The sequence below is a fragment of the Mannheimia sp. E30BD genome, assembly GCF_041807785.1.
Classification (GTDB): domain Bacteria; phylum Pseudomonadota; class Gammaproteobacteria; order Enterobacterales; family Pasteurellaceae; genus Mannheimia.
Genome location: NZ_JBGTYX010000001.1, coordinates 17,205 through 38,306, shown reverse-complemented (window position 1 = coordinate 38,306; position 21,102 = coordinate 17,205). Strand labels below are relative to the sequence as shown.

Genomic DNA, 21,102 nt, shown 5'->3' with positions numbered 1-21,102 from the left:
AATGAATAATACAGTTCTCATCACCGGCTCGAGCCGTGGCATCGGTAAAGCGATTGCTTTAACCCTTGCACAACAAGGGTTTGATATTGTGGTGCATTGCCGTTCTCGTGTGGAAGAAGCGGAAGCGGTGGCACAAGCGGTCAGAAATCTCGGAAAAAATGCCAGAGTGTTACAGTTTGATGTGGCGGATCGTGAAAAAGTGCGGTCGATTTTAGAGGCAGATGTGGAACAACACGGTGCCTATTACGGCGTGGTGCTAAATGCAGGGCTTACCCGTGATAACGCTTTTCCTGCTTTAACCGATGAGGATTGGGACAGCGTGTTGCGTACCAATTTAGACGGTTTTTACAACGTCCTGCACCCGATTATGATGCCGATGATCCGCCGCCGTAAAGCAGGCAGGATTGTCTGTATCACCTCGGTTTCCGGCTTGATCGGCAACCGTGGGCAGGTCAATTACAGCGCTTCAAAAGCCGGCATTATTGGTGCGGCAAAAGCACTCGCCATCGAGCTTGCCAAACGTAAAATCACGGTAAACTGCGTGGCGCCCGGCTTGATTGATACCGATATTCTGGACGAAAACGTCCCAATCGAAGAAATTCTCAAAATGATCCCCGCAGGACGAATGGGCGATCCTGATGAAGTGGCACACGCCGTTGCGTTTTTAATGGATGAAAAAGCCGCTTACATCACACGCCAAGTCATCGCTGTTAATGGTGGGTTGTGTTAAATAGTAGGGTGCGTTTGCCAACGCACCACATAACAAAATTTTAATGGTGCTGTCGCAAATGCACCCTATGGATAAGATATGAAACGAGTCGTCATTACCGGCATTGGTGCGGTTACCGCTTTTGGTAAAGAGTGGGCGGAAGTGAAAGCGGCCTTCCAACGCAAGCAAAATGCCGTTCAACATAAAGCCGATTGGGTAGAGCGTTACCCGGAATTAGAGGCACAATTAGGGGCGGAAATTCACGGTTATCAACCGCCGAAACATTGGAACCGCAAGCAGTTGCGCAGCCTTGGACGAGTGTCTCAATTTGTGGTGGAGGCCAGCGAGCGGGCTTTAGCACAGGCCGGTTTGCTGGACGAAAACGGCGTGATTTTCGACTGGCTAAAAGACGGGCGAATGGGTGTGGCGTGTGGCTCGTCCACAGGCTCTACCAATGACATCAAAGACGCCGCCGAATTGCTGATGACCGGCAAATCAGACGGCTTCAATGCCAACACCTATGTGCGAATGATGCCTCACACCACCGCTGCCAATATTGGCATTTTCTTCGGGCTGACAGGGCGGATTATCCCGACTTCCAGTGCTTGCTCCTCGGGCAGCCAAGGTATCGGCTACGCTTACGAAGCCATTAAATACGGTATGATCCCGATGATGCTTGCCGGCGGTGGCGAAGAATTTTGCGCCTCTGAAGTCTATGTATTTGACAGCCTCTATGCGGCCAGTCGCCGCAACGACAACCCGAAAGGCACGCCACGCCCCTATGACAAAGACCGAGACGGCTTAGTGATCGGCGAGGGGGCAGGGATGTTTGTGCTAGAAGAGCTGGAACACGCCTTGGCACGAGGGGCAAACATTATCGCCGAAGTGGTGGGCTACGGAGCAAACAGTGACGGTTCCCACGTCACCCGCCCACAAGCCACCACAATGCAACGCTGTATGGAACTCGCCCTCAAAGATGCCGGTATTCCACCGAACCAAGTCGGCTATGTAAACGGACACGGCACGGCCACCGAGCAGGGCGACATTGCTGAAACTCAAGCCACCGCAGCGGTGTTCGGCAAAATTCCGCTCAGCTCACAAAAAAGCTACTTAGGACATACGCTCGGTGCCTGTGGTGCATTGGAAAGCTGGTTCAGCATTGAAATGATGCGAGACGGCTGGTTCGCCCCAACACTGAATTTAGAAAATGTCGATGAACGCTGTGGCGACTTGGATTACCTTCAAGGTGACGGACGGGAAATCCACACCGATTATGTGATGAACAACAATTTCGCCTTCGGCGGTGTGAATACCTCATTGATTTTTAAACGTTGGAAATAACCGTTTTCAAATAATGAAAAAGATATTATTAGTTTATTACTCCCAAACCGGGCAACTCACCCGTTTGGCGGAAAATTTTGTACAACCGCTTGAACAAGCGGGCGTTTTTGTGGAAAAACTCGCAATTAAGCCGCAACAGGAATACCCGTTTCCGTGGCGGTTTATGCGTTTTTTTAACACCTTCCCCGAAACCGTCCACCTCACACCGCCGCCGATTGAGCCTCTGTCGTTTAAGCACGAAAAATACGACTTGGTGATCATCGCCTACTCCGTGTGGTTTCTCTCCCCCAGCCAGCCGATTACCGCTTTTTTACAGAGTGAACAGGCAAAAAAAGTGTTGAAGGATACGCCCGTCATCACGCTGATCGGCTGTCGCAATATGTGGCTGATGGCGCAGGAAAAAGTGAAAAAACTGCTTGCCGAGAGTGAGGCGAAGCTCATTGGCAACGTGGTCAAAGTAGATCAATCTAACGACTGGGCGAGTTTTATCACCACACCGCTTTGGATGCTGACCGGCAAGAAAAAAATCGGCAAGCTGCCGAGCGCCGGCATTGCCGAAAGCGAAATGGAAGATGTAAAACGCTTCGGGGCAAAACTTTTGCACATTTTTAGCCAAAACCAACCGCTTAACAGCACCCTTTTCCGCCAAATGCAAGCGGTCAAAATTGACGAAAAATTGATGATGAGCGAAAAAGTCGGTGCAAGAAGTTTCCACCTTTGGGGCAAATTGCTGATCAAGTGCGGTCAAATTTCACCGCACTTACGCCAAGCGGTACTCTATTTTTACATCATCTTTTTAGTGACGTTAATTTTAACCGTCGTCCCGATTTCGGCGGTGATTAAACGACTATTACGCCCACTGCTGAAAGAGAAATTAGAAAAACAAAAACGGTATTTTGCCGAGCCTTCGGGCGAGTAACTTTAATTTTAGGAGATGATGATGAAAACATTACTATCGTCCAAATTACGCTTTGAACAAATGAAAGGCGTAGGAACAATGGAATTGGATTTTTTACCTGATCAACGTGTTTATACCTTAATTGGGGAAAATGGTGTCGGGAAAACGAAGTTTTTGGAGAGTTTATTTGTTCTTTTATTTTTTAGTTATACTAAAGTTTTATCAGAAGATAGATGGATCGTTAGGAATAATATACCTTTTTCACAAGTTGAAGCTAATAGCTTAATTTTTAATTTTAGTTTGGAAAATAATCCGCTAACAGATATTTCTAATATATTTGAATACATATCTCATAACTATCCTATTTTATATTTATCAGCAGGTAATCGATCATATATAAATACTAGTAAGAATAATATAAGTAAATTGGGGAGTAAGCTAGAGAGAGAAAAAGATTATTTTGAATATATTTATTCATATTTTAATTCCTCTCAGAGTAAGAGTTTAAAAAATATTAATAGTGAAATGCCTATTGAAGAATGGATTATCCAGAGGGCACAATCTGCAAACCCATACCAATCAAAAGAAGATAATAGAGAAATTGAAATCAAAACATTGCTAGAGTTATTGAATAGTATTGATCATAGAATTTCTAAGGATTTTATGGAAATTTCAGGCTCTAACCGAGTATTCATAAAAATAGAAAACCAAAAACGAGAGCTATCAGAGCTTTCCAGCGGTTTTTCTTCTATTTTAAAAATCTTGCAATCTATTATTGCCGGCTACAGTTATTTCACTAATGAAACACAAATTGCCAATGTGCGTGGGGTTGTATTGATCGATGAAATCGAAAGCCATTTACATAACCAATGGCAGGTTAAAATTATTCCGTTACTGAAAAAATTATTTCCTAATACGACATTTTTTATTACTACGCACTCTTCGCTGGTTATCAGCCAGTTAGAACACGGGGAAGCTTATCGTTTAGAACGAAATAAAGATGATGGCGTGGTATATGGAAAATTGATTGATTATCCAAGTAATGTTTCATTTATCGACTTATTACACGATGCCTTTGATGTAAACTTAAATGAATTAAAACGTTCTCGACTGAATGAAGAAACACAAGAAGAAGCGAAAAAAGCGCTTTTGAAGTTAGTGCAACAAGAATTAGAGAATATGGGGGGATAAATAATGGCAAATTATTTATTGGATACCAACAACTTGATTTATCTTGTTGATTCAAATTCTGATTCAGAGGTAAAACGTGAAGCTCTTCGAGAACTTCGTCAAAAGTTATCCGATCCCAATAACCGTTTTATACTAACTCCTTTAATTCGTTATGAAGTAATGAGAGGTATAAAATGGGAAGATGAAACTAAACTGGAAGAATTAGAAAATATATTAAAACAGTTTAAATCACTGGATATTCGAGATGAAATTGCTGATCTTGCCCGTGATTTATATCGTTTTGATGAATATAAATCAAAAAGAGATAATGTTCCTAAGAACCTTGAAAAACGGAAATTTGATATGTTTCATTATGCAACGGCTAAAATGGAAAACTTAGAGATATTATCGGCAGACAGTCATTTATCTCATATTGACAGATTATACGAACAAATGAGTGATGAGAAACAGAATGCTATCTAACGTCTATATCACCAACACCTCCGCCTTTTTACCCAATGCCCCTGTGTCCAACGATGAAATGGAAGCGGTACTGGGAATGGTGGGCGAAACGCCTTCTCGAGTGCGGAAGATGATTTTGCGTTCTAACGGTATTCAACATCGTTATTACGCCATTGACCCGATAACCCGCCAAGCGACTCACAGCAGTACCGAGTTGGCGGTACAAGCGGTCAAAAAATTGGGAAATTCTGCAACATCGGCGACTTGCTTGGCTGTGGGGACGTCTTACCCTGACCAAATTATGCCGGGACAGGGGGTGATGGTACACGGCTTGCTTGATGCCGAACCGATGGAAGTGCTGACCACTGCCGGCGTGTGCGTGGCGGGAATGGCCGCGATGAAGCACGCCTATAATGCCGTGCGCACCGGTGAGCATCGTGCTGCGATTGCAACGGCTTCCGAAACCGCCTCCGCCATTATGCGCAGTGAACATTTCCGTGCCGAAATCGATCACAAAAAACTGGACGATGCTCGCCCTGAGATCGGTTTTGAGAAAGATTTCCTGCGTTGGATGCTCTCCGACGGTGCAGGGGCGGTATTGCTTGCCAATCAGCCGAACGAAAAAGGGTTGAGCCTCAAAATTCATTGGATTGATCTGGTCTCTTACGCTAACGAAATGCCGGTTTGTATGTACGCCGGTGCGGAATTTATCGACGGCAACTACACCGGTTGGAAAGCAATGAGCGAAGCCCAACGTGCCGAATGCTCGGCAATGGCGGTGAAACAAGATGTCAAACTGCTCAACGAAAACATCGTCAAATACACGGTGGAAAAAGCATTGAAGCGGATTATCCCGAAATACAAGCTCAACGCCGAAGAGATTGACTACTTCCTGCCACACTACTCGTCCGGTTTCTTCCGAGATAAATTATTGGAAGGTTTACAGCGGATCAATTTCCTGATCCCACAGGAAAAATGGTTTACCAACCTGACTACCAAAGGCAACACCGGCTCCGCTTCCATTTACATTATGTTGGATGAATTTATCCGCACCCACGATCTTAAACAAGGGCAAAAAATCCTCTGCTATGTACCGGAAAGCGGAAGGTTCTCATCGTGTTTTATGCTATTGGAAGCGATTATTGTGTAGGGTGTGTTTGCCAACGCACCGAAAAAAAGAGATATTTATGGTGCTGTCGCAAACGCACCCTACGAATTATGGATATAAAAGACATTCCCCAAGACAACAGCAAAATCTTCAACGGCGAACGCAAAGTGATTTACGCTACCCGTAACGGCAAATTTGAAGCCGGAAAATCCAACGGCTGGGCGGAAGAAGAGTTCGCCACCCAACAAGCGGTACAAGCCTTGGACGAACTCACCGAACAGGCTCTACAAGCGGTCAAAAACGGCGAAAAATCGGTTATTTACTATTTGATGTACAAATACCGCTTCGACGAAACCTCTCTCGCCCAAGCCACCGGCTTTTGGAAATGGCAGGTAAGACGGCATTTTAGACCGGAGGTGTTTGCGAGGTTGGGGGAAAAGGCTTTGGGGAGATATGCGGAAACTTTTGGATTATCTCTTGAGGAATTCAAAAATGGCAGATAACAACATCATCCTCTACACCACCGAAGACGGTTTATCCCAATTCACTCTCCGTGAATTGGGCCAACAGCTTTGGCTTACTCAGCTTGAAATTGCCGAGCTTTATCAAACTTCCAAGCAAAATATCAGCAAGCATATTAAAGCCATCTTTGAGGAAAATGAGCTTGATGAAAATTCAACCGTCAACTTTCAGTTGACAGTTCAGAATGAAGGTGGAAGAGAAATAAAACGTCGAATGGCGTATTATCCTTTACCCCTCATTTTAGCCATCGGCTATCGTGTCCGTTCCACTCGTGGTACGCAATTTCGCCAATGGGCAACCCGTACTTTGGGCGAATATATCCAAAAAGGTTTTGTGCTAGATGAAGTGCGGTTGAAAAATCCGCCGATTGGTGCGAACCAAGCGGACGATTATTTCGATCTCTTATTGGAAAAAATTCGTGATATTCGTGCCAGTGAACGGCGAATGTATTTGCGAGTGCGTGAAATTTTTACCTTAGCGGCAGATTATCAACCGAGTTTTAAAGAAACTACACAATTTTTCCAGAAAATTCAAAATAAGTTGCATTTTGCCTGTACAGATCATACTGCTGCCGAAATTATTTTTCAGAGAGCTAATGCTGAATTACCCAATATGGGCTTAACCAATTTTCAAGGCTCGGAAGTGGTAAAACAAGATGTGGTCGTGGCGAAAAATTATTTGAATGAGCAGGAAATCACAGCATTAAATCGTATTGTTTCAATGTGGCTGGATTTTGCAGAGGATCAAGCCAGCCGAAAAAAACAATTTTTTCTCAAAGATTGGGAAGAAAAATTAGATAGTTTTCTTGCATTTAATGAGAGAAATATATTGAATGACCAAGGTTCAATCAGTAAAAAGCAAGCCGATGAAAAAGCCTTCGCCGAATATGATAAATATGCCGAAAAACGCCGTTTAGAAAAGGAACAAATCGGCGAAAAATATATTGAACAATTATTCCAATTAAACAAATAAGCGGTCAAATAACCCAAATTTTTTGCAAATGAACAACTTCCCCCACCAACACACTGCCCACTGCGAAAGTGGCGTGATGAGTACCCTGCTGAAATCGCAGGGTGTTGATTTTAACGAAGCGATGGTTTTCGGGCTGTCGCACGCCTTGACGTTTGTCTATCTGCCCTTGATTAAAGTGAGCGGAATGCCGCTGATTTCCTACCGCATGCCGCCGAAATCGATTATCAAAACACTGTCAAAACACCTGAAAGTGCGGTTGAAAATGCAGAAGTTTTCCAATGAAATGGCAGGGCAGCAGGCGTTAGATAAGGCATTGGCACAGGGTAAATTAGTCGGGCTACAGACTTCCGTATTTTGGCTGCCCTACTTCCCGCCGGAAATGCGTTTTCATTTCAACGCCCATAATTTGTTGGTGTATGGCAAAGAGGGCGAGGAATATTTAATTAGCGACCCCGTGTTTGAAAACGTGCAACGCTGCTCGGCTACCGACCTGCAACGAGCTCGTTTTGCCAAAGGCGCATTGGCAGCGAAAGGACTGATGTACTATTTCGACAGCACGCCGGATTTGAGCGCTCTTGATTTGCCGACCCTCATTCGCCAAGCCGTGCGCAAACAGGCAAAACAGATGCTCGCCCCACTGTTTTTTGTGGGCGTGAAAGGTATTCGCACGGTGGCAAAATCCATCGAAAAACTGAGCCGTTGCAAAAAAGGCGAAAAATATAACCGCTTGTACCTTGGGCATATTGTGCGAATGCAGGAAGAAATCGGCACCGGCGGCGCAGGCTTCCGCTATCTCTATGCCTATTTCCTCGAACAAGCGGCTGAAATTTGCCAAGAGCCAAATTTCAAACAGGCTTCCGAGCAAATGACCGAAATCGGCGACCAATGGCGGGAATTTGCAAGTCTCTGTGTCAAACAGTGCCGAAAACCGACAGCGGAAGGCTATCGGGAAGTGGCTGCGTGTTTGAGGGAGATTGCACAGAGAGAAGAAAGGTTGTGGCGTTTCTTGGTAGGGTGCGTTTGCTAACGCACCGTCAAAGATCAATTTGTGGAGATAATATGCCAAATTATCGCAGAGATTTTACAAAAGGTGGTCTCTACTTTTTCACGGTGGTTTTAGAAAATCGTCAGGCGGATTTTTTAATTCGATATATTCATGAATTGCGGTCAGCTTTTTCTGAAACACAAAAATATTATCCTTTTAAAATTATTGCGATTTGTATTTTGCCTGATCATTTACATATGATCATTCAATTACCGGAAGGAGATCAAAATTATTCTCGGCGTATTCAATCAATAAAACGTAATTTCTCAATGAAATTACCTCAACAGCCAAGCCTAAATGAAAGTAGAGTTAAACGAAAAGAATTAACTATTTGGCAACGACGGTTTTGGGAACATTTAATCCGTGATGAGAAAGATTTAGCTAATCATATGGATTATATTTATTACAACCCTGTAAAGCATGGCTATGTGAAATTTGTAAAAGATTGGCAATATTCTTCATTCCATCGTGATGTAAAACAAGGTATTTACCCGCAATACTGGGGCGGAAATCCCGATTTGATGATTAAAGGTGAAATATAATAGTATGGTGCGTTTGCGAATGTACCATTCACAGCAATCAGTGTTAATTTATAAGAAATAGTAGGGTGCGTTTGCTAACGCACCGTTCACAACAATCAGGGCTAATTTATAAGAAATAGTGGGTGCGTTTGCTAGCGCACCATTCACAACAATTATGATTAATTGATTAAAAGGTGCGTTAGCAAACGCACCCTACGAGTATGATAGAAATAAAAAATTTAATCCACAAATACCCCAACACTTCAACCCCTGCCCTGCAAAATATCAATTTGCATATTCCCCCGGCCTCCGCTATCGGTTTGCTCGGTGAAAATGGGGCGGGGAAGACGACTTTAATGTCGTTGCTGACGGGGTTGCAAGCGGTGCAATCGGGGCAGATTTTGCTTGATGGTGTGCCGTTTGAGCAATTAAGCCGTGCCGAGCGTCATCAAATTTCCCTTGTGCCACAGGATTTTGCTTTCTACCCACTTTTAACGGTGTGGGAAAATCTCTGCTTTTTTGCCTCCCTTTACGACCTGAACGACAAGGCACACCTCGAGGAGCTGTTGGAAAAAAGCGGTTTGCAGGCGCATCGTAAAAAGCTCGCCAAGCACCTTTCCGGTGGCTTGAAACGCCGGCTGAATTTTGCGATTGGGTTGATTAACCGCCCGAAAATCTTGTTTTTGGACGAAATCACGGTCGGCATTGACCCCGTTTCCCGCCAATTTATTCTCAATGCGGTGAAAACGCTGATTGGGCAAGGGGTCACCGTGATTTATACCTCTCACTATTTGCAAGAGATTGAACAACTTTGTGAGCGTGTGGTATTGCTCAGCCAAGGTGAATTGCTCTATCAAGGCAAGGTGCAGGAGCTGGTGCGTGAACACGGCTCGTTGGAGCGGTTTTATTTGGCATTTTTAGATAAACAGGCAGGAAAATGATGTTATTTGCCTCGATCTTAAAAGAACTTCGGCTATTAAGTCGGGATCTGCACGGCGTAGCGGTGCTGTTTATGATGCCGATTTTATTTATGCTGATTATGTCGGCAGCACTCAGTAATAATGAGGAAATTAAGCAAACTTCGCCGATTGTGTTGTTATCTGAGCCGAATAGTGAGCTAAATGCCGATTTTGCTAATGCGTTAAAGCAAGAAAATCTGTGGCTGGAACAGGCGGATATGAGCGAGCTGGCACACTATCAAAGCGAGTTACAAGCGGGCAAATTTGCGCTGATTATTGCTAATCCGAATGCAAAATCCACCGCACTTTCAGCGGAACAACCGCTGCAACTCTGGCTGAATCCGAGCGTGGATCGAGGCTGGTTGCTGGGCGTGAAAGGTGTGCTGCAAAAGCATTACACTGAATTGCGGTTAAAAAGCTATCTTGATGATAATCACATCACATTGGAAAATAATAAACGCAAGCAAATCAAAGAGATAGAGCAGAAAGTTAATCAGGAATTGGACGAAAAGTTTGCCCAAATTAACGCCTATCTTGCCAAAGATCTCTGGGCGGAAATCTACCTCAACCGCCAAGGAAAGGAAGTCACCAAGCCCAATTCGGTGCAACACAGCGTACCGGCGTGGCTGATTTTCGGGATGTTTTTTATTATGATTCCGCTCTCAAACGTGATGGCGATGGAGAGGCAAACCAACACCATCACAAGGCTGCGAATGGCACGCGCCTCTGCCACCAAATTGATTGTAGCGAAGCTCATTCCCTATTTTTTGATCAACCAACTGCAATTTATCGGTATGGTTGCCCTCGGCTATTTCGTATTGCCTCGGCTTGAAATGCCGGCGTTTTCGCTGGTTGGCGAAAGCTGGCACTATGCGGTGCTGGCTGCTGCGGTCAGCCTGTCGGCGCTGGGCTATGGCTTATTGGTCAGCGTGATAGCCCGCACCACCGAACACGCCGTGGTGCTGGGCGGTGGTGGAATTATCATTATGGCGGCGATTGGAGGCATTATGGTGCCGACCTATGTGATGCCAGAAATAATGCAAACGCTCGCCGAATTTTCACCAATGGGCTGGGCGTTAAGTGCGTTCCAACATCTGCTACTCAACCACGCCGATCTTCATCAAATTGCAGATTCTCTGTGGAAATTAACCGCTTGCGGTGTGGCAATGTTGGCACTGGCCGCGGTGGTTTATCAGCATCAATTAAAAACGCAGGTAAGATTTTAGTAGGGTGCGTTTGCCAACGCACCATTAAATCTTCCCATAACGGTGCGTTAGCAAACGTACCAACAGACTGTGAAAAGAAGGAGACGGTGCGTTAGCAAACGCACCCTACACATGATGAAATATACATTTACCTTAGAACCCAATTTACTCGAACTTGAATTAAAAAAATTGATTTTAAGTGAAAGCGAAAAAGATGATTTTGAGCCTTCGGAAATTAGCGATGATGAATATCTGTTCGGCGATCAAAGCCGTATTCAGCTCGACTCACTCGACGCACTCCAAATTGTAGTGGCGTTGCAAGCGCACTTTGGGGTACGGTTGCAGGGCGACCGAGCGGTGCGTAAACATATGATGTGCGTGGCGGATTTAGCAAAATTTATTCGGGAGAACCACGCATAATGGCGGTGTTTTTGGTGGCGGCAAGCCGTTACAAGCGGTTGGATTTTGCCGAAAGTTTGCAAAAACAGACCGCTTGTCAGCTTGGTGAGCAAAGGGAATTGCCCTATTTCAAGCAGTTTCCGCAGTCACCGCTTGCCCTTGATGCGCTTTATCGGCTAATCGATGAGCAAATTGAACATTGCCTCCAACAAGCCGGCTGGCAAAAGGAAACATTGTGTCAAATCCCGATTTTTCTTGGCTCCACCGGCTATGTGATTGCCGACTGTGAGGCTCGACTTGCCGCTGGCCAGCCCTTGCCTGACGCTTACAGCCTTGCGGTGATAGGCAGTTATTTGCAAGCACGTTACCAAACCAAAGTTTATTCGCTTGCCACTTCTTGTACCGCCTCGGCGCAGGGCATTTATTACGCCTCACAAATGTTGGCGCAAGGTTGGTGCGACAAGGCGTTGGTGATCGGTTTTGAGCCGTTTAACCGCTTAACCTTTGAACATTTTCACGCTATGCACCTGCTTGCGGAAACAAACGGAGAGGGCATTGTGCTGGGCGAAGGGTTAGGCTGTGTGGCGTTAAGCTCGCAGGCAAATGCCGATCTGCCTTGTGAACTGCTGGGCGTCACTGGTCAAACGGATTTTGATAATCTCACCAATAATAGTGAAACCGCATTAAAGGCTCTGATTGAGGCTATTTTGCAGCAAAGTGCGGTGGATTTTCGCCAAGTTTTGCAGGTTAAACCGCATTTGGTCGGTGGCAATTTTGATGAGGCGGAGAAAGCCTTGCTCCAAGCGGTTTTTCCACAGGCAGAGATGTTGTCGCCCAAAGCCGAACTGGGGCATACATTAGGTGCGAGCGGTGCGGTGGAGACGGCGTGGCTGTGGGAACATTTCAGGGAACAACAGCAAAAAAATGGCGGAAATCGACCGCTTGCAGTAAGCCAATATAGCCTCTGTTATTTCCTCGGATTTGGCGGGAGTAATGTGGGGTGGGTACTCAAATTTTATTAAATCAACATGTTATACGTTAAACAAAAACACGCCTTTTGGGGAGATATTCAAGACGACAAATCCCTGCGAACTGCGCTGAAAACGCTCGGCATTAACGCTCGCCGAATGAGCCGTTTTAGCCAGTTGGCATTGCTTGGGGCGTTGCCGTTGCGAGAACAGATTACGCCCGACACTCCGATTTTTCTCGGCTCCCCCTTTGCCTCGCCAAGCAAATTTAACAACATGTTCACCCAACTCACAGAACAGGATCTGCCCAGCCCATTGGATTTTATGGCAAATCTGAATAATGCGGCGACGTTTCTGCTTGCTCAGCAGTTTCAAACCTCGGCTCCCAGCATTTTTGTCACCGTAGATAGCCATAGCTTTTGGCAACCGTTACAGTTGGCGAGGCTGGCGTTAAAACAGCATTCGCAAGCGTTAGTTGGCTGGGCGTTTGAGCATTCGGCAGAAGAGCAAAGCGAAGGTAGTGTGTGGTGGTTGGTTTCTCATAATGGCGATATTCCATTATCCATTACTGAGCTAAATCAAAAGATTGGCAATATTGACCGCACTTTCCCACAAATATTAGAAAATCTGGTGGAGATTGTGTAGAATAGCCACAATTTTTCGACACTTTTAAGGAAAAAAAGATGAAAAAACTTGGCGTTATTTCTGTTGTGAGCGCACTGGTTCTAACCGCTTGTTCAAGCGAGCCGATTAAATATAGTGCTTTAAGCGAGCAATCTATCGATGGAATTAAGCATATTTGCTTAAAAGAAGGTGAAGTGCCTAAATTAGCTGAATACAATCCGACTGTGGCTCAGTATTTAAAAACCAGAGGGATTTCCTCCGAAATTATGCTGAACATCAAACCTGGTTGTGAATATGCCGTTTCTTATGCGTTAAATGAGAAAAATGGTGCGATTGTAAATGGTAAATTCCGTTTAGTTTCCATTAATCCTGAAACGGGCGATATTAAAACTCGTTTAAGAGAAGTTTCTTATTGGCAAAAATCTTCTGAGGAAGAAGAAGTCGCCAAAACAGGTTTAAAAGGCCAAGTTGAGAAAATTTTTGGTGAATTACTGAAATAATGATGACCTCAATCTGCACCTTCTCTTTCAACATTTCCGCGTGGAACGTGGTTGCCAATAAAGCCTTGTCGGTTGAAGATTGGCAACAGGGCGAGGCGTTTTGGCAGGCAAATGCCGAGCGTTGGGAAACGGTTTCGCCGAAATTGGCATTTCTGCCACCCCTCAAACGCCGCCGTTTAAGCGATGCGGCTCGCCTTTTCTTTGAAAGTGCGTGGGAATTAACGGCAGAGGGCGAAAATCTGCCGGTGGTGTATGCTTCACAAAACAGTGAAATCAACCGCAGTTTTGCCCTGTGGGAAAGTTTGTTGAAAGAGGGCGATGTGTCGCCGACTTCATTTAGCCTGTCGGTGCATAATGCGCTGGTGGGGCAGTGGTCGGAAATGCGTCGGGTGAAGGCGGAGACCACTGCGATTGCCGCACAACAGGATAATTTGGAAACTGCCCTGCTGGAAGCCTATTTGTTGCTCAATGATGGGCATCAGAAAGTGCTGGTCGTGGTGGCGGAAGATCCGCTGGCGAAAGCGTATAACGCCGAGCCGGTTTATCGCCAGCCCTTTGCTTATGCCTTGGCGTTGGTGGTGGAGCAAGGCAGTCAGTATCAGCTTGAACTGCACTCACAAGCGGTCGAAAACAGCGAAAAAATTACAAATGGGGATAATGCCCTGATCTTTGTGCAACAACAGCACTTGGGCAACCGAGCGTGGCAAACCTCGGCAAGCCGTGGAGGTGTGTGGCGATGGGTGAAAAACTAAACTGGCTGAAACGCTTTGTTGCCACGCTGTTTGGTTTTGTGATTTTCGGCGTGGTGGGGGTGCTGTTTATCCCGCTACTTTATCCTTACGCCAAAAATTACCCGCACAACCCGCTCGCCACCCAACTCAAAGGGCGCAAAATCGTCAGCCGAACGTGGTACTATTTTGTGCGTTATCTGCAATGGAGTGGGGTTTTGGAAGTGCATTATCACGGCTTTGAAAAACTCGGCAGAGCAGGACAATTGGTGCTTGCCAATCACCCTTCGTTGATTGATGTGGTGCTGATTTTCAGCCAAGAACACCGCTTTAATTGCATTGTAAAGCAAGATTTAATGCAAAATCCGGCAATGGTCAGCCCGATTAAAGCCTGCGGTTTTGTCCCGAACACCGAAAGTGAAGAGCTACTTGAGATCAGCCACCAAATCTTGCAAACCCAGCCGTTACTGCTGTTCCCCGAAGGCACGAGAACCAAAGATGACGGCGTGGTGCGATTGCACCGAGGGGCGGTCTCTATCGGGCTACGCAGTGCGAAAGTGATTACCCCGATTGTAATTCAACTGCAACATCGTGCCTTGAAAAAAGGGCAACCGTGGTATGACATTGCTAAGCACAAAATGATTTATACGCTCAGGGTGGGCGAGGACATCGATCCACAAACCTATTTGGCAGAAAAGCCGTTGCCGATTGCCTCACGCCGCCTGAATGCGGATTTGGAAACCTATTTCAATACCTACTCGAAGGAATAAAAAATGCAATTAGAACAACAACTTAAACAACTGATTATTGATAGTCTTGCCCTTGAAGATATTAGCATTGATGACATTGAAACCGATGCGCCGCTGTTTGGTGATGACGGCTTAGGCTTAGATTCTGTTGATGCGCTGGAACTTGGCTTGGCGGTGCAAAAAACCTTCGGCTTAAAGCTCGACAGCGAAAACCAAAATCTGCGCAGCCACTTTGAAAGCGTGGCAACACTGGCAGCCTTTATCCGTAGCCAACAGGGGGCATAAAATGACCGAACAAGAGATTCAGAAAATCTTAACCGAAGCGTTGGTGAATTTGTTTGAAATTGACGAGAGCAAAATCACGCCCGAAACGCATCTCTACCAAGATTTAGAAATCGACAGCATTGATGCGATTGACTTAATCGACCACATCAAACGCCAAACCGGTTACAAACTGCAAGCGGACGATTTCCGCAACGTACGCACCGTGGCCGATGTGATTGAGGCGGTGAAGAAAATTTCTGCACAGTAGGGTGCGTTTGCTAACGCACCGCAAAAATGCTGTGTTCCTAACGCACTATAACGAAAATGGTGCGTTTTCCAACGCACCGCAACGAAAAATGGTGCGTTAGCAAACGCACCCTACAATGATGATGAAACTACCTTATTCCCCAACCGATTTAATCGCCACTCACCCCAACTGGGCGTTCGCCGATTTTGAACGCCACGCTCTGCAACTCTCGGCACAATTGCACGCTGAACAAATTCGTTCGCTCGCCCTCTGGTTTGAAGACGGTGCAAAACTGGCTTGTACTCTGCTTGCCTGTTGGCACGCCGGTGTCAAAACCCTGTTCCCGCCGAATGACACGCCGGAAAGCCGTGAATGGGTGGAAGCCAATGCGGATATTTGGCTTACCGATACCGCACTTTCGCACCCACAAGCGGTACAATTTGCCGATTTTTCTGCCAAAGCGATGTTGCAAAAAAATGTCGAAAACCTACCGCTTGTTTCTCGCCAAAATCAGACCGCACTTTTAATGAAAACCTCCGGCAGCAGTGGCGAGGCGAAAACCATCGAGAAAACCGCCGAAGAGCTGTGGCTCAGTGCCGAAGTGCTGGCAAATGCACTGCCTTTTGCGCAGGGAAATCAGATCACTGCCATCACCAGCGTCAGCGCCCAGCACATTTACGGCTTAACGGTGCAGGTTATGATGTCGCTGGTACAAGGCTGGATCATCGGGCGCAAACAGCAATTCTTTCCGGAAAATTTACAGGCGGAAAGTGCCGCAACCCGTCAAAGTGTGCTGATTAGCAGTCCGGCAATGTTGAGCCGAATGGCTTGGCAGCAGCTCGATTTTCCTCAATTGGTCGGCGTGATTTCCTCCGGTGGGGCGCTGGATACTCAGCTTTCCGAGCAAATCCGCCACTGCCTCAGCAAGCCGGTGGTGGAAATTTATGGCAGCACCGAAACCGGCCCGATAGCGGTGCGTGCCGACATCGGTTTATGGCAAACCCTGCCGTATAGCGAAGTGGGAACGGACGAGCAGGGCGCGCTCTGGCTGGAAGCAAAATGGGCGAAAGATCGCCAGCAAACCGCCGATGCGGTGGAGATTTACCCAAACGGCTTTGAATTGCTCGGGCGGATTGACCGCATTGTCAAAATCGGCGACAAACGCACCTCATTGGTAGGGGTGGAAACGGCGTTAAATCAGCACCCTTGGCTGAATGATTGCTATATCGCCCAACACCCGAGCCAGCCTCGTCTGGCGGCGTGGGTGGAGCTGAATGACGAAGGCATTACCACTTTTCGGGAACAGGGGCGCAAGGCGGTGATTGAGGCATTGCGACGCTTCCTGACTGCCAGCCAAGAAAGCTCGGCGGTTCCTCGTTTTTGGCGGTTTACTGACCATCTGCCACGCAACAGCCAATCGAAAATCAGTCGTGTGGAATTTGAGAAAACCTGTCTGCACTTTGCCACGGACCCGATTTGGCTCTCAGAAAGCGTGGAAGTGGATTGGCAGATTTTTCACGGCAAAGTCCCGCTTGATCTTGCCTATTTCGGCGGACATTTCGCTAATTTTCCGCTCGTTCCCGGCGTAGTGGAAATGCAGTGGGTGATGGATAAAATCCACAGCGACTTCGGCGAAGAGAAAGCCGTGGCACGCTTTGATAACCTCAAATTCCAAAAATTCCTCCGCCCGAACGACGAACTGGAACTCCGCCTCAAATGGGAAGAAAGCAAAAACCGAATGGCATTCCAACTCAAAACCGGCGGCGAAATGTGCGGCAGCGGGTTAGTAGTGTTTGTGGGTGAGTAAATACCCTTACTTAAAAACAATGAAAAAATTGACTGCGGTGATAACCGTTTTGCTTACTCTATTAAGCCTCGCCTACCCCCTCATTTGGCTGTGGCAGGGGCAGGATAGCCCGATATTAGGCTATCTACCGTTTCTGCTTGCACTCTGCTGGGGGGCGAAAGCGGGGCTACAAGCGGTTGGTTTTCAGCAATTTTTTGCCATTTTAATGGCGATTATTTTACTGATTGTTGGGCTTAGTCGAAGTCTTGAAACAATGTATTGGTATCCGATTATCATTAACGGCATTATGCTAGTGATGTTTGGCGGCAGTTTGTGGCAACATCAAACTATAGTCGAACGCCTCGCCCGTTTGCAAGATCCGAATTTACCCGAAGAAGGCGTGCGTTACACCCGAAAAGTCACCCAACTTTGGTGTGGCGTGTTTATACTGAATATAGTGATTTCAACCCTGCTTATCATTGCCGCACAATTTGCGTGGTGGGCGATTTACACCGGCGTGATTGCCTATGTCATTATGGGCGTGGTGATGGGGGGCGAATGGTTGTACCGAAAAATGGTGATACAACGATAACACAATGAAATTTTCCGATTATTTAACCGAACATAACATCCAATCCGTTGGGCTGTGGCTGGAAGACAGTCGCCGCTTCGCCCAAGTGTTGCTTCACTGTTTGCACGCCAAAGTGCGGTTGCTTTTGCCGCCGAATTTATTGGCGGAAAATCGGGCATGGCTGGACGAAAACGCCGATCTGTTTATTTGTGATAATAATCTTGCCGAGGTTGGTGATTTGCAAGAAATCGAGCAAATCCTACCGCTTGTGGATAAACAGAGCGAAAGCGAGATTTGGCTGAAAACCTCGGGCAGCAGTGGCGAGGCAAAAATTATCCGCAAAACCGCTGCACAAATGTGGTGTGAGGCGACCGCTCTTTCTCAGGTGTTACCACTTGAAAAAGGCGAGGCGGTGCAACTGCTCGGCAGTGTCAGTACTCAGCACCTCTACGGCTTAACCTTCCGCATCTTCTTGGCGTTGGAAATGGGCTGGCAATTGGGCGGGGCGGCGTTGCAATACCCCGAATTTCTGATTGCTGAAACCCGCCGTCAAAAAGCAGTCTGGATCAGCAGCCCGGCGTTGTTGATGAACCTTAATCTCGCTAACCCTGAATTTGCTACGCTCCCCCTTGCCGGTATTATCTCCTCCGGCGGGGCATTGCCGGCACAGACCGCTTCGGCACTGCGTCATACCCTTGCTTGCCCGATCATTGAAATCTATGGCAGCACCGAAACCGGTGTGATTGCCTATCGCACCCAAGCAGGCAATTGGCAGCCAATGCCACAAAGTCGGCTTGGCTTAAATGCAGACGGAGCCTTGTGGGTAGAAAGCCCGTGGTTGGCACAGCGTGAACAGACCGCCGACAGCGTGCAGTTTGCTGAGGACAGCTTTGAACTGCTCGGGCGGATTGACCGCATCGTCAAACTTGGCGACAAGCGGGTTTCATTGGCAAAAATTGAGCAAGATTTGCTGAAACACCCTTGGGTGAGTGACTGCTACCTCGGCTTACACCCCGAACATCAACGCCCTGTGGCGTGGGTTGCCCTCAACTCGGCAGGGCTAGCAGCTGAGCGGAAAAGTTTGATCGCCGAATTGAGAAAGCACTTGCTCCCAACCCAAGAAAAATTTGCCCTGCCCCGCTACTGGCGTTTCTGCGAAAAACTGCCAAGAAACAGCCAATCGAAAATCAGCCGAGCGGATTTTGAGAGGGTGTGTTTGGAAAAAGTATGATAAACATAGAATGTGTATTTAACGATATAATACAAGAGAAGAGATTGAAAAATTAAAAGCACTATTTAGGAAACAAGAAAAATGAACTTCACGCCCACCGTCCTCATCCCCCACTACAACCATTCCGCCACTATCGGTAAGGTCGTGGCAGAACTGCTTGCCCTTGATTTGCCGGTGTTGATTGTCGATGACGGCTCCTCAATTGAGCATCAAGCGGTGTTGAAAACGCTGGAAAGTGACAAAGTGCGGTTGGTTTTTCGTGAGAAAAACGGTGGCAAAGGGGCGGCGGTGAAAACCGGTTTAACAAAAGCCTTTGAGCTGGGATTTAGCCACGCCGTGCAAGTCGATGCGGACGGTCAGCACAACTTGGCAGATGTGGTTGAAATGCTTGCAAAATCTCGGGCAAATCCGACCGCTTGCATTTGCGGTAAACCGATTTATGGCGAAGATGCGCCAAAGGCACGGCTCTACGGGCGGAAAATCACCAACTTTTGGCTGGCGGTAAACACCCATTCCACCCAAATTGTGGACGGAATGTGTGGTTTCCGCCTCTATCCGCTTGCCGACGTTGTGCCGATTTTACAAAGTGAGCCACTGGGCGACCGAATGGATTTCGACATTGAAATTCTCGTTCACTGCCACTGGCGTAAAATCCCACTGGTTTGGGTGGACACACCGGTGAAATATGAAGTTGGCGGTGTTTCACACTTTCGAGGTTGGGCGGATAATTGGCTCATCAGCAAAATGCACGCACGGCTGTTTTTTAAGATGTTGGGGCGGTTGCTCACGGGGAAAATGCGATGAAATCAAGCCACTGGGCAAAACAAGCAGAGCGTGGCACGCCGTTTTTTCTACGTTTAACCACCTTGATTGTGAAGTATTTTCCGCTGGGTGGTATTCGTTTTGTCAGCTTTTGGGTGGTGCTTTATTTTTACCTTACCTCGAAAAAAGCCCGCACGCATATTGCCGACTATCAGGCTCATTTGCAGGCGAGTTTTCCGCATCTTCGACTGCCGAAACAGGCGGTTTTCCGCCAATTTCTTGCTTTTGGTGAGGCGATAACCGACTGTTTTGCGGTGTGGCAACGCAAAATTCGCTATGCGGATTTAGTGGTGGACGATGCGGATAATCTCTATGCCGAAATGGACAACCCCACAGGGCGTGGGCAGATTTTGGTCTGCTCCCATTTTGGCAATATGGAAATCTGCCGTGCCTTGGTGGATAGCGGACATCACCCGCATTTTAAGCTCAATGTGCTGGTGCATAGTCGCAATGCGGAAGCCTTTAATCAAGCCTTAGTCAAAGCCGGTGCGAACGAGCTTTCGCTGATTCAAGTGGAAGAACTGGACGCACAAAAAATGCTGGAATTGAGCGAGCGGATCGAACGGGGCGAATGGATTGCCTTAGCCGCCGACCGTGTTCCGGTGCGGGGCGATAAAACCCAAGCGGTTGAATTTCTCGGAAAATCTGCAAACTTCCCCGAAGGGGCGTGGTTGCTGGCAAGTCTGCTAAAAGCGGAACTCAACACGGTTTTTTGCTTAAAAGAGAACGGAAAATACCGCTTGCAACTGCGTAAATTCAGCTCTCCTATCAGCGGACGAGGCAGAGTTCGCCAGCAAAACATTCAACAGGCAATGCAAAATTACGCCAAACTGCTTGAAAAAGAGTGTGCAAAAAATCCGCATTTATGGTTTAATTTTTATGATTTTTGGCAATAAAAAACGGTGATCTCTCACCGTCTTTATTGTTTATTTTTTGTTTTTTGTTTTTGATCGACTTTTCTTCGTTTCACCACTTGCTATTGGGTGGCATTGTGGTGGCGTCACTGTTTGTCCCCAAGTCATAAAATTTCCGCCCACAATAGAGCAATTGTATGTTTTACCATTCGCTTGAGCTTGCCATCTATAGCCGTACATATTGCCAGAGACATTAGAAATTTTTACACTGTTAGCATCCACACCCAAAGTAAATGCAGTTTCTTTAGCGAGACGTGCTTCACGTTTTGCAATGCGAGCAGAATCTCGATCTGCTTTGCTACCACAAGCGGCTAGTACAGATACGGCAAGTAATGTAATGATAAATTTTTTCATAGGAAAATCTCCATAATAAGGGTAAAATTCATC

The 21,102-nt window shown here is 46.7% G+C and carries 26 protein-coding genes; 25 read left to right on the top strand and 1 reads right to left on the bottom strand.

Annotated features, from left to right (window positions below; all coding sequences use genetic code 11):
- Position 1: 1 nt before the first annotated feature.
- The 25 genes from fabG (at position 2) to ACERCG_RS00075 (ending at position 20,697) form a co-directional block, all read left to right on the top strand.
- Positions 2-730: a 3-oxoacyl-ACP reductase FabG gene (gene fabG, locus ACERCG_RS00195; RefSeq protein WP_006251925.1), complete on the top strand. Its 729-nt coding sequence runs from the start codon at positions 2-4 to the stop codon at positions 728-730.
- A 78-nt stretch (positions 731-808) separates the two neighbouring features.
- Positions 809-2,050, top strand: coding sequence for a beta-ketoacyl-ACP synthase (locus ACERCG_RS00190; protein ID WP_125134437.1), 1,242 nt, complete (start codon positions 809-811; stop codon positions 2,048-2,050).
- Between the two features lie 13 nt (positions 2,051-2,063).
- A complete protein-coding gene (locus ACERCG_RS00185; RefSeq protein WP_373610089.1) occupies positions 2,064-2,969 on the top strand; it encodes a flavodoxin family protein in 906 nt (301 codons plus the stop codon).
- 21 nt (positions 2,970-2,990) lie between these two features.
- Positions 2,991-4,139, top strand: coding sequence for an AAA family ATPase (locus tag ACERCG_RS00180; protein ID WP_373610088.1), 1,149 nt, complete (start codon positions 2,991-2,993; stop codon positions 4,137-4,139).
- Positions 4,140-4,142: 3 nt separating this feature from the next.
- Entirely contained in the window at positions 4,143-4,601 is a 459-nt protein-coding gene (locus ACERCG_RS00175; RefSeq protein ID WP_373610087.1) for a type II toxin-antitoxin system VapC family toxin, read from the top strand.
- Positions 4,591-5,730, top strand: coding sequence for a beta-ketoacyl-ACP synthase III (locus ACERCG_RS00170; RefSeq protein ID WP_373610086.1), 1,140 nt, complete (start codon positions 4,591-4,593; stop codon positions 5,728-5,730). Before ACERCG_RS00175 ends, ACERCG_RS00170 begins: the two co-directional genes overlap by 11 nt.
- A gap of 68 nt (positions 5,731-5,798) precedes the next feature.
- The gene (locus ACERCG_RS00165) at positions 5,799-6,191 is read left to right on the top strand and encodes a hypothetical protein (RefSeq protein ID WP_373610085.1); all 393 of its coding nucleotides are present in this window, start codon (positions 5,799-5,801) and stop codon (positions 6,189-6,191) included.
- Positions 6,181-7,182, top strand: coding sequence for a virulence RhuM family protein (locus ACERCG_RS00160; protein WP_373610084.1), 1,002 nt, complete (start codon positions 6,181-6,183; stop codon positions 7,180-7,182). Before ACERCG_RS00165 ends, ACERCG_RS00160 begins: the two co-directional genes overlap by 11 nt.
- 28 nt (positions 7,183-7,210) lie before the next feature.
- Positions 7,211-8,209, top strand: coding sequence for a BtrH N-terminal domain-containing protein (locus ACERCG_RS00155; RefSeq protein WP_373610083.1), 999 nt, complete (start codon positions 7,211-7,213; stop codon positions 8,207-8,209).
- A 32-nt stretch (positions 8,210-8,241) separates the two neighbouring features.
- Positions 8,242-8,769 (top strand): transposase, encoded by a 528-nt coding sequence (locus tag ACERCG_RS00150; protein ID WP_373610082.1) that lies wholly within the window; start codon positions 8,242-8,244, stop codon positions 8,767-8,769.
- 200 nt (positions 8,770-8,969) lie between these two features.
- A complete protein-coding gene (locus tag ACERCG_RS00145; protein ID WP_373610081.1) occupies positions 8,970-9,689 on the top strand; it encodes an ABC transporter ATP-binding protein in 720 nt (239 codons plus the stop codon).
- Positions 9,686-10,933 carry an ABC transporter permease gene (locus tag ACERCG_RS00140; protein ID WP_373610080.1) on the top strand — a complete coding sequence of 416 codons (1,248 nt, stop codon included), beginning with the start codon at positions 9,686-9,688 and terminating at the stop codon, positions 10,931-10,933. The genes ACERCG_RS00145 and ACERCG_RS00140 overlap by 4 nt, the downstream gene beginning before the upstream one ends.
- A gap of 111 nt (positions 10,934-11,044) precedes the next feature.
- A complete protein-coding gene (locus tag ACERCG_RS00135; protein WP_373610079.1) occupies positions 11,045-11,332 on the top strand; it encodes an acyl carrier protein in 288 nt (95 codons plus the stop codon).
- Complete coding sequence (locus ACERCG_RS00130) at positions 11,332-12,333, top strand: beta-ketoacyl synthase N-terminal-like domain-containing protein (RefSeq protein ID WP_373610078.1); 1,002 nt, start codon at positions 11,332-11,334, stop codon at positions 12,331-12,333. Before ACERCG_RS00135 ends, ACERCG_RS00130 begins: the two co-directional genes overlap by 1 nt.
- 6 nt (positions 12,334-12,339) lie before the next feature.
- Positions 12,340-12,924 carry a hypothetical protein gene (locus ACERCG_RS00125; RefSeq protein WP_373610077.1) on the top strand — a complete coding sequence of 195 codons (585 nt, stop codon included), beginning with the start codon at positions 12,340-12,342 and terminating at the stop codon, positions 12,922-12,924.
- A 38-nt stretch (positions 12,925-12,962) separates the two neighbouring features.
- Positions 12,963-13,403 (top strand): hypothetical protein, encoded by a 441-nt coding sequence (locus tag ACERCG_RS00120; RefSeq protein WP_373610076.1) that lies wholly within the window; start codon positions 12,963-12,965, stop codon positions 13,401-13,403.
- Positions 13,403-14,155, top strand: coding sequence for a beta-ketoacyl synthase chain length factor (locus ACERCG_RS00115; protein ID WP_373610075.1), 753 nt, complete (start codon positions 13,403-13,405; stop codon positions 14,153-14,155). Before ACERCG_RS00120 ends, ACERCG_RS00115 begins: the two co-directional genes overlap by 1 nt.
- A complete protein-coding gene (locus ACERCG_RS00110) occupies positions 14,140-14,901 on the top strand; it encodes a lysophospholipid acyltransferase family protein (RefSeq protein ID WP_373610074.1) in 762 nt (253 codons plus the stop codon). Before ACERCG_RS00115 ends, ACERCG_RS00110 begins: the two co-directional genes overlap by 16 nt.
- Positions 14,902-14,904: 3 nt before the next feature.
- On the top strand, positions 14,905-15,165 hold the full coding sequence (locus tag ACERCG_RS00105; RefSeq protein ID WP_015433596.1) for a phosphopantetheine-binding protein: 261 nt from the start codon (positions 14,905-14,907) through the stop codon (positions 15,163-15,165).
- A gap of 1 nt (position 15,166) precedes the next feature.
- The gene (locus ACERCG_RS00100) at positions 15,167-15,412 is read left to right on the top strand and encodes an acyl carrier protein (RefSeq protein ID WP_015433595.1); all 246 of its coding nucleotides are present in this window, start codon (positions 15,167-15,169) and stop codon (positions 15,410-15,412) included.
- Between the two features lie 115 nt (positions 15,413-15,527).
- A complete protein-coding gene (locus tag ACERCG_RS00095) occupies positions 15,528-17,198 on the top strand; it encodes an AMP-binding protein (protein ID WP_373610073.1) in 1,671 nt (556 codons plus the stop codon).
- Between the two features lie 19 nt (positions 17,199-17,217).
- Positions 17,218-17,769 (top strand): hypothetical protein, encoded by a 552-nt coding sequence (locus ACERCG_RS00090; RefSeq protein ID WP_373610072.1) that lies wholly within the window; start codon positions 17,218-17,220, stop codon positions 17,767-17,769.
- Between the two features lie 4 nt (positions 17,770-17,773).
- Entirely contained in the window at positions 17,774-18,979 is a 1,206-nt protein-coding gene (locus ACERCG_RS00085; RefSeq protein WP_373610071.1) for an AMP-binding protein, read from the top strand.
- 81 nt (positions 18,980-19,060) lie between these two features.
- Positions 19,061-19,783 (top strand): glycosyltransferase family 2 protein, encoded by a 723-nt coding sequence (locus tag ACERCG_RS00080; protein WP_373610070.1) that lies wholly within the window; start codon positions 19,061-19,063, stop codon positions 19,781-19,783.
- On the top strand, positions 19,780-20,697 hold the full coding sequence (locus ACERCG_RS00075) for a glycosyl transferase family 2 (RefSeq protein WP_373610069.1): 918 nt from the start codon (positions 19,780-19,782) through the stop codon (positions 20,695-20,697). The genes ACERCG_RS00080 and ACERCG_RS00075 overlap by 4 nt, the downstream gene beginning before the upstream one ends.
- Before the next feature lie 30 nt (positions 20,698-20,727).
- On the opposite strand, the gene ACERCG_RS00070 is transcribed toward ACERCG_RS00075, so the two are convergent.
- Entirely contained in the window at positions 20,728-21,069 is a 342-nt protein-coding gene (locus ACERCG_RS00070; protein WP_373610068.1) for a hypothetical protein, read from the bottom strand.
- Between the last annotated feature and the right edge of the window lie 33 nt (positions 21,070-21,102).

What these genes read in the sequence shown, in the direction of transcription:
- fabG (WP_006251925.1), top strand. Translation starts at nt 2, where the DNA reads ATGAATAATACAGTTCTCATCACCGGCTCGAGCCGTGGCATCGGTAAA.
- ACERCG_RS00190 (WP_125134437.1), top strand. Translation starts at nt 809, where the DNA reads ATGAAACGAGTCGTCATTACCGGCATTGGTGCGGTTACCGCTTTTGGT.
- ACERCG_RS00185 (WP_373610089.1), top strand. Translation starts at nt 2,064, where the DNA reads ATGAAAAAGATATTATTAGTTTATTACTCCCAAACCGGGCAACTCACC.
- ACERCG_RS00180 (WP_373610088.1), top strand. Translation starts at nt 2,991, where the DNA reads ATGAAAACATTACTATCGTCCAAATTACGCTTTGAACAAATGAAAGGC.
- ACERCG_RS00175 (WP_373610087.1), top strand. Translation starts at nt 4,143, where the DNA reads ATGGCAAATTATTTATTGGATACCAACAACTTGATTTATCTTGTTGAT.
- ACERCG_RS00170 (WP_373610086.1), top strand. Translation starts at nt 4,591, where the DNA reads ATGCTATCTAACGTCTATATCACCAACACCTCCGCCTTTTTACCCAAT.
- ACERCG_RS00165 (WP_373610085.1), top strand. Translation starts at nt 5,799, where the DNA reads ATGGATATAAAAGACATTCCCCAAGACAACAGCAAAATCTTCAACGGC.
- ACERCG_RS00160 (WP_373610084.1), top strand. Translation starts at nt 6,181, where the DNA reads ATGGCAGATAACAACATCATCCTCTACACCACCGAAGACGGTTTATCC.
- ACERCG_RS00155 (WP_373610083.1), top strand. Translation starts at nt 7,211, where the DNA reads ATGAACAACTTCCCCCACCAACACACTGCCCACTGCGAAAGTGGCGTG.
- ACERCG_RS00150 (WP_373610082.1), top strand. Translation starts at nt 8,242, where the DNA reads ATGCCAAATTATCGCAGAGATTTTACAAAAGGTGGTCTCTACTTTTTC.
- ACERCG_RS00145 (WP_373610081.1), top strand. Translation starts at nt 8,970, where the DNA reads ATGATAGAAATAAAAAATTTAATCCACAAATACCCCAACACTTCAACC.
- ACERCG_RS00140 (WP_373610080.1), top strand. Translation starts at nt 9,686, where the DNA reads ATGATGTTATTTGCCTCGATCTTAAAAGAACTTCGGCTATTAAGTCGG.
- ACERCG_RS00135 (WP_373610079.1), top strand. Translation starts at nt 11,045, where the DNA reads ATGATGAAATATACATTTACCTTAGAACCCAATTTACTCGAACTTGAA.
- ACERCG_RS00130 (WP_373610078.1), top strand. Translation starts at nt 11,332, where the DNA reads ATGGCGGTGTTTTTGGTGGCGGCAAGCCGTTACAAGCGGTTGGATTTT.
- ACERCG_RS00125 (WP_373610077.1), top strand. Translation starts at nt 12,340, where the DNA reads ATGTTATACGTTAAACAAAAACACGCCTTTTGGGGAGATATTCAAGAC.
- ACERCG_RS00120 (WP_373610076.1), top strand. Translation starts at nt 12,963, where the DNA reads ATGAAAAAACTTGGCGTTATTTCTGTTGTGAGCGCACTGGTTCTAACC.
- ACERCG_RS00115 (WP_373610075.1), top strand. Translation starts at nt 13,403, where the DNA reads ATGATGACCTCAATCTGCACCTTCTCTTTCAACATTTCCGCGTGGAAC.
- ACERCG_RS00110 (WP_373610074.1), top strand. Translation starts at nt 14,140, where the DNA reads ATGGGTGAAAAACTAAACTGGCTGAAACGCTTTGTTGCCACGCTGTTT.
- ACERCG_RS00105 (WP_015433596.1), top strand. Translation starts at nt 14,905, where the DNA reads ATGCAATTAGAACAACAACTTAAACAACTGATTATTGATAGTCTTGCC.
- ACERCG_RS00100 (WP_015433595.1), top strand. Translation starts at nt 15,167, where the DNA reads ATGACCGAACAAGAGATTCAGAAAATCTTAACCGAAGCGTTGGTGAAT.
- ACERCG_RS00095 (WP_373610073.1), top strand. Translation starts at nt 15,528, where the DNA reads ATGATGATGAAACTACCTTATTCCCCAACCGATTTAATCGCCACTCAC.
- ACERCG_RS00090 (WP_373610072.1), top strand. Translation starts at nt 17,218, where the DNA reads ATGAAAAAATTGACTGCGGTGATAACCGTTTTGCTTACTCTATTAAGC.
- ACERCG_RS00085 (WP_373610071.1), top strand. Translation starts at nt 17,774, where the DNA reads ATGAAATTTTCCGATTATTTAACCGAACATAACATCCAATCCGTTGGG.
- ACERCG_RS00080 (WP_373610070.1), top strand. Translation starts at nt 19,061, where the DNA reads ATGAACTTCACGCCCACCGTCCTCATCCCCCACTACAACCATTCCGCC.
- ACERCG_RS00075 (WP_373610069.1), top strand. Translation starts at nt 19,780, where the DNA reads ATGAAATCAAGCCACTGGGCAAAACAAGCAGAGCGTGGCACGCCGTTT.
- ACERCG_RS00070 (WP_373610068.1), bottom strand. Translation starts at nt 21,069, where the DNA reads ATGAAAAAATTTATCATTACATTACTTGCCGTATCTGTACTAGCCGCT.